Annotated in this window: 8 protein-coding genes and 1 pseudogene; 4 read left to right on the plus strand and 5 right to left on the minus strand. The window is 66.7% G+C overall.

What is annotated here, in order from left to right; genetic code table 11:
• Window positions 1-322 (minus strand): annotated as a pseudogene (locus tag ACWELQ_RS37725) (hypothetical protein); the annotation flags it as partial.
• Between the two features lie 167 nt (window positions 323-489).
• Between ACWELQ_RS37725 and ppa the strand changes: the two are divergent.
• Complete coding sequence (gene ppa / locus ACWELQ_RS37730) at window positions 490-981, plus strand: inorganic diphosphatase (protein WP_120735109.1); 492 nt, start codon at window positions 490-492, stop codon at window positions 979-981.
• Between the two features lie 64 nt (window positions 982-1,045).
• On the opposite strand, the gene ACWELQ_RS37735 is transcribed toward ppa, so the two are convergent.
• Both ACWELQ_RS37735 and ACWELQ_RS37740 read right to left on the minus strand, forming a co-directional pair.
• Window positions 1,046-1,273 (minus strand): hypothetical protein, encoded by a 228-nt coding sequence (locus ACWELQ_RS37735; protein WP_452401802.1) that lies wholly within the window; start codon window positions 1,271-1,273, stop codon window positions 1,046-1,048.
• Window positions 1,274-1,491: 218 nt separating this feature from the next.
• On the minus strand, window positions 1,492-2,313 hold the full coding sequence (locus tag ACWELQ_RS37740; RefSeq protein WP_452401803.1) for a crotonase/enoyl-CoA hydratase family protein: 822 nt from the start codon (window positions 2,311-2,313) through the stop codon (window positions 1,492-1,494).
• A gap of 142 nt (window positions 2,314-2,455) precedes the next feature.
• Here ACWELQ_RS37740 and ACWELQ_RS37745 point away from each other — a divergent pair, with 142 nt between their 5' ends.
• The 3 genes from ACWELQ_RS37745 to ACWELQ_RS37755 all read left to right on the plus strand — a co-directional run bounded on the left by ACWELQ_RS37745 (window position 2,456) and on the right by ACWELQ_RS37755 (window position 3,908).
• On the plus strand, window positions 2,456-2,779 hold the full coding sequence (locus ACWELQ_RS37745) for a 2-oxo-4-hydroxy-4-carboxy-5-ureidoimidazoline decarboxylase (protein ID WP_452401804.1): 324 nt from the start codon (window positions 2,456-2,458) through the stop codon (window positions 2,777-2,779).
• Window positions 2,780-2,819: 40 nt separating this feature from the next.
• On the plus strand, window positions 2,820-3,293 hold the full coding sequence (locus tag ACWELQ_RS37750) for a YbaK/EbsC family protein (protein WP_452401805.1): 474 nt from the start codon (window positions 2,820-2,822) through the stop codon (window positions 3,291-3,293).
• Between the two features lie 66 nt (window positions 3,294-3,359).
• Window positions 3,360-3,908 carry a flavin reductase family protein gene (locus ACWELQ_RS37755; RefSeq protein WP_452401806.1) on the plus strand — a complete coding sequence of 183 codons (549 nt, stop codon included), beginning with the start codon at window positions 3,360-3,362 and terminating at the stop codon, window positions 3,906-3,908.
• A 22-nt stretch (window positions 3,909-3,930) separates the two neighbouring features.
• On the opposite strand, the gene ACWELQ_RS37760 is transcribed toward ACWELQ_RS37755, so the two are convergent.
• Together ACWELQ_RS37760 and ACWELQ_RS37765 are read right to left on the minus strand one after the other, a co-directional pair.
• Complete coding sequence (locus ACWELQ_RS37760; RefSeq protein WP_452401807.1) at window positions 3,931-4,563, minus strand: LysE family translocator; 633 nt, start codon at window positions 4,561-4,563, stop codon at window positions 3,931-3,933.
• A 134-nt stretch (window positions 4,564-4,697) separates the two neighbouring features.
• On the minus strand, window positions 4,698-5,023 hold a 326-nt coding region (locus ACWELQ_RS37765; protein WP_452401808.1), incomplete at its 5' end, for a biliverdin-producing heme oxygenase.

The raw sequence follows: 5,023 nt of genomic DNA on the forward strand, positions 1-5,023 counted from the left end.
CCAGAACGCCCAGAACCTTTGCCTGTGTGTACGTCAAAGCCATCGCCACCCCTTCCGCGAGCGCGGCCGCCAAGCCGGAGGCGGTGGCCGCGGGCGCGGTCACCGGCGCGGGCGCGACCTGCGGGATCGGCTTCACGGGTGCGGGCGGAGCGGCGATCGTCAATCCCCCGTGCCGGAATTCCTCGGTCCACGGCTTCAGGATCAGGGCCACCGACCCGGCCGCCGCCAGAACCACGACCAGCACCAACGACACCAGGATCCAGGTTCTGCGCCGACGCTTGGCCTCCAGACCACCGACGTTCTGCTTGCTCCGACCAAACACCTGCCGCTGTCTCCTGATACCTGTGGTGGGGCCATGGCTACTGCTCGCCGGCCCCGGGACGTCCCGCCGAACCCACACACTCGCGGTCCACACTATCCTCGTTGCGCAGTCGTTCCCCCGAACGAGCTGGCGAGTCGGCAGCCCTACCGCCCACAGAAGGAGATGACGTGGAGTTCGACGTCACCATCGAGATCCCCCGGGGTCAGCGCAACAAGTACGAGGTCGACCACGAGACCGGACGCGTGCGGCTGGACCGCTACCTCTACACGCCGATGATGTACCCGGCCGACTACGGCTACATCGAGAACACCCTCGGCGGCGACGGCGACCCGCTGGACTGCATGGTGCTGCTGCCCGAGCCCGTGTACCCGGGTGTGCTGGTCGAGGCCCGTCCGGTCGGCGTGCTGATCATGAGCGACGAGGCCGGCACCGACGAGAAGCTGGTCGCGGTCCCGAACAAGGACAAGCGCTGGGATCACATCCAGGACGTCGAGGACATCCCGGAGTTCCAGCGCAAGGAGATCGCGCACTTCTTCGAGCGCTACAAGGACCTGGAGCCCGGCAAGTGGGTCAAGGTCGAGGGCTGGGAAGGCCGTGAGAAGGCCGAGAAGCTGGTCGACGAGGCGTACGCCCGGCTGAAGGAGCAGGGCGGCCACTGAGCCGGACACGATGAAGGGGTGGTGCGGAAATCCGCACCACCCCTTCATGTTCCGGGCGGGCTCCTCACCACACGATCAGATCCCACATCCCGCTCGAGCTGTTGTAGTCGCAGCGGTAGTGGTCGTAATGCCAGTAGGACCAGTCGTTGACGTTGTAGCCGTTGTACTGGCAATCCGACAGGTAGTAATAGCTTGCCCAGTAGTCCGCGGACGCGGCGCCCGCCCCGATTCCGACCGCACCGGCCGCGAGTCCTCCGGTCAGTACGGTGGCAGCGAGAATTCGCTTGATCATGATTTCTTCCCCCAGTCGAGGGCGGTTCTCCCCACCGCCCCGTCACTTCGATGAAATCGATCCTAGGCCCGGCGAACTCGAGAAATAAGACTCGCTACGGTCAGGACTCGGTGTTGAATCCGCAACGGGCACAACACGAAACGACCGTCATTCGCCGGTACCGAGAATGCTGCACAGAACCGGAGGTGTGACGTCCTTTTCAGCTGCTACAAGAGCAGCTACTTCCCCTTGAAGTTCGGGTCGCGCTTCTCGAAGACCGCCTGGATCGCCTCGGTCAGATCCTCCGACGGCAGGAACGCCGAGTTCCACACCGACACATAGCGCAGTCCGTCGGCGACCTTGCCGCGCTTGGGCTGATCGAGCACGTCCTTGATGCCCTGCACGACCAGCGGCGGGTTGACCGCGATCTCACGGGCCAGCGCGTGCGCGGCGTCCAGCACGGCCTCCTGATCCGCGTACACGTCGTTGATCAGCCCGATCTTCTCCGCGCGCGCGGCGTCGATGTCCTTGCCGGTGTAGGCGAGTTCGCGCAGGTGTCCCTCGCCGATGATGCCCGGCAGCCGGTGCAGCGAACCGATATCGGCGACGATGGCGACCTTGGCCTCGCGGAGGCTGAACTTGGCGTCGGCACTGGCCAGGCGCACGTCCGCGGCCGCGATCAGGTCGAGCCCGCCGCCGATGCACCAGCCCGAGACGGCGGCGATGACCGGCTTGGTGCAGTCGGCGACCGCGGTGACCGAGTCCTGCATGCCGCGCACGTTCTTGAGGAATTCGGTGCGCGGCGCGGCCAGGGCCTTGTCGGCCAGCAGCGGGCCGAACAGCGGGCTCATGGCCGGCAGGTCCAGGCCGTAGGAGAAGTGCTTACCGGAGCCGGTGAGCACGATGGCGCGGACGTCCGGGTCGGCGTCGAGTTCGCCGAAGATGATCGGCAGCTCACGCCAGAAGTCGGGGCCCATGGCATTGCCCTTGCCGGGACCGGTGAGCGTCACCTGGGCGATGTGGTCCTTGCTTTCGACCTCGAAAGCCTTCCATTCGGTCATCGGTCCAGCGTATCGGGGGTGCGGGAGCCCCGGCGGGGCGGTGTAAATCCTGTGCTAAATCTGCTGCGTCCCAGTGCCTTACGCCCGCTTGCGGACGCACGATTATCGGGTCCGCACAATCAGCGCTTCCCGTTTGTGAGGCATGATGTCGATACATCACGGAATCGGCCTCGACCGGTTCAATTCCCTCTCGCGCGTCCGCGCCATCCACGCCCTGTACGAATGCTGCTGCAATGTCACCTGGGCACAGAAGATCGCCGACGGCCGCCCCTACCCGGGTCACGCCGCGTTGCAGACCGCCGCCGAGGCGGAACTGCACGCGCTGTCGCCGGTCGATCTGGACCGGGTGTTCGATTCCTGTGTGCACGAGCAGGTTTCGGAGCACACGATCGACGAGCTGAGACCGGTCGTCCGGGCCCGCATCCGAGCGCTGCTCGGACCGGAGGAGGGCTATCCCGAGTACTGATCCCCGGCACATCCACCGCAATCGCTCTACCCTGGTTGCCATGCGCAGGTCGCTGCCACCCGTCGCGTCGAAGGTTTCCGACACCTTGATCGCACGCGGCCATCACGGGGTGATCATCACTCAGCCCAGTCCCACCAACACCGCGCAGGAAGCCGCCGAGGCGCTCGGCGTCACCGTCGGGGCGATCACGAAATCGCTGGTGTTCCTGCTCGACGACGATCCGGTCCTGCTGCTGGTCTCCGGTGCGCACCAGGTGCACCTCGAACGCACCGGCAAGCGACTCGAGGGCACGCTCAGCCGCGCACCCGCGGCAATGGTCCGCGAGGTGACCGGGCAGCCGATCGGCGGAGTCGCCCCGCTCGGGCATCCCACCAATCTGCCCACCTTCATCGACAACGCGCTGGCGCAGCATCGGGAGTTGTGGGCGGCGGGCGGGCATCCGAACACGGTGTTCCGCACGACCTTCGGGGAGCTGGTGCGGATCACCGCGGGGCTGGCCATCGACGTGGATTGAGCCGGGCAACTGAGCGATTTCTTACAGCGTGGAATAACCGGGCGGCCGACCACGTAGTTTCGTGACGTGAGTGATTCACCGACGCCCGGCACCGAGCTACACGTGCCCGACGATCTGAGCGGCATTACCGCGCAGCAATATCGCGCCGCGATGCGGCACTATCCGGCGGGCGTCACCATCGTCACCCTGAACTCGGAGCACGGTCCGGTCGGTTTCACCGCCACCTCGTTCGCCTCGCTCTCCGCGCAGCCGCCGCTCATCTCGTTCAATATCGCCGAGACCTCCTCCAGCATCGAGGCCATGCTGCGGGCCGAATCGGTGGTCGTGCACTTCCTGGGCGAGCATCAGAAGCATCTGGCCCAGCGCTTCAGCCGCGCCGCCGAGGACCGCTTCACCGACCGTTCGCTGTGGACCACGCTCGGCACCGGCGAGCCCGTCCTGCACGGCACCCCGATCTGGGTGCGCGCCACGGTCCATCAGCTGCTCCCGATCGGCGATCACACGCTGGTCATCGGCCTGGTCACCCAGGTGCACGACAACACCGAGGATTCCCCCGCGGTCGGCCCGCTGGTCTACTACAACGGCGTCTACCACCGCGCCGAGATAGCCGACTGAGCCCGCTCGGATCCGGACTGAGCTACGTCGCGGCTGAGGCCGCCGTCCCCAGGCCGAGCGCCGCCAGAATCGCCGCGCTCGCCTGTTCCAGCCCGGCCCGCACCTTCGGCCGCTTCAACAGCGCCACCGCCCGTGCGGCCGCCACCGCCAGCAGCACCATTTCGATTGCGGCGACACTGGATTCGATCGCGCCGAGGGTGAGTGTGTTCACGAATGTCACGTGGGTCAGGAACTGCGGCAGCACCGCGAGATAGAACAGACCCACCTTCGGATTGAAAATGCAGGACAGCAATCCGGCAGCGAATGCCGAGCGAATGGTCACCGGCTTCCCCTGCGGCACCGGCTCGTCCGCCGCCTCGGTCGCGTGCCCGCGCCGGTGCGCGAGCAAGGCCCGAACCCCCAGGTACACCAGGTAGATCCCGCCGATCACCTTCAACGTCCGGTACGCGGTCGCCGACTGCTCGAGCAACGCCGCGACACCGGCGGCCACCACGGTCGCCCACACGATCCCGCCGAACGCCGACCCCACGGCCGCCGCGACCCCCCGTCGCGATCCCGCCATCGAGAATCGCAGCACCAGAAAGGTATCCGGCCCCGGCGTGAGCGCCAGCAGCACGCACAACCCGATGAAACTCACCAGCAACGCAAAACTCATACCCTCCATGGCAACTCACCGGCCGCGTGAGTGCAAGAGCCGCCGACCCCGCCCCCGACGGACGGGGCCGACAGTAGACGAGGCCGCCGACCCCGCTGGATTACCGGATCGGCGGCCTCGCGCGTTGCGAGTCTTCAGTTCCGCGCGCTGAATTCCGCACCGAGTTCACCGAACAGGTTGGTGTTCATAGTGAAAGCGAGACGAGCCTCGTCGAGGACCCGCTCGACCTCGGCGCCCTCGAGGGGCAGCTGATCGAGCGCCTGGCGGTACTCCCGCTTGAACGCGGCCGGATTGCCGATGCCGTCGAAGACGTAGAACCGCACGCCGTCGCCCTTCTTGGGCAGGTTCCACAGCTTCTCGGCGGTGTCGCGGATGACCTGGCCGCCGGAGAGATCACCGAGGTAGCGGGCCGCTACGCAACGGTCTTCGACCCGGACACGGACGCGGGGCCCACCAATGT

It is taken from the genome of Nocardia sp. NPDC004722 (assembly GCF_053601505.1).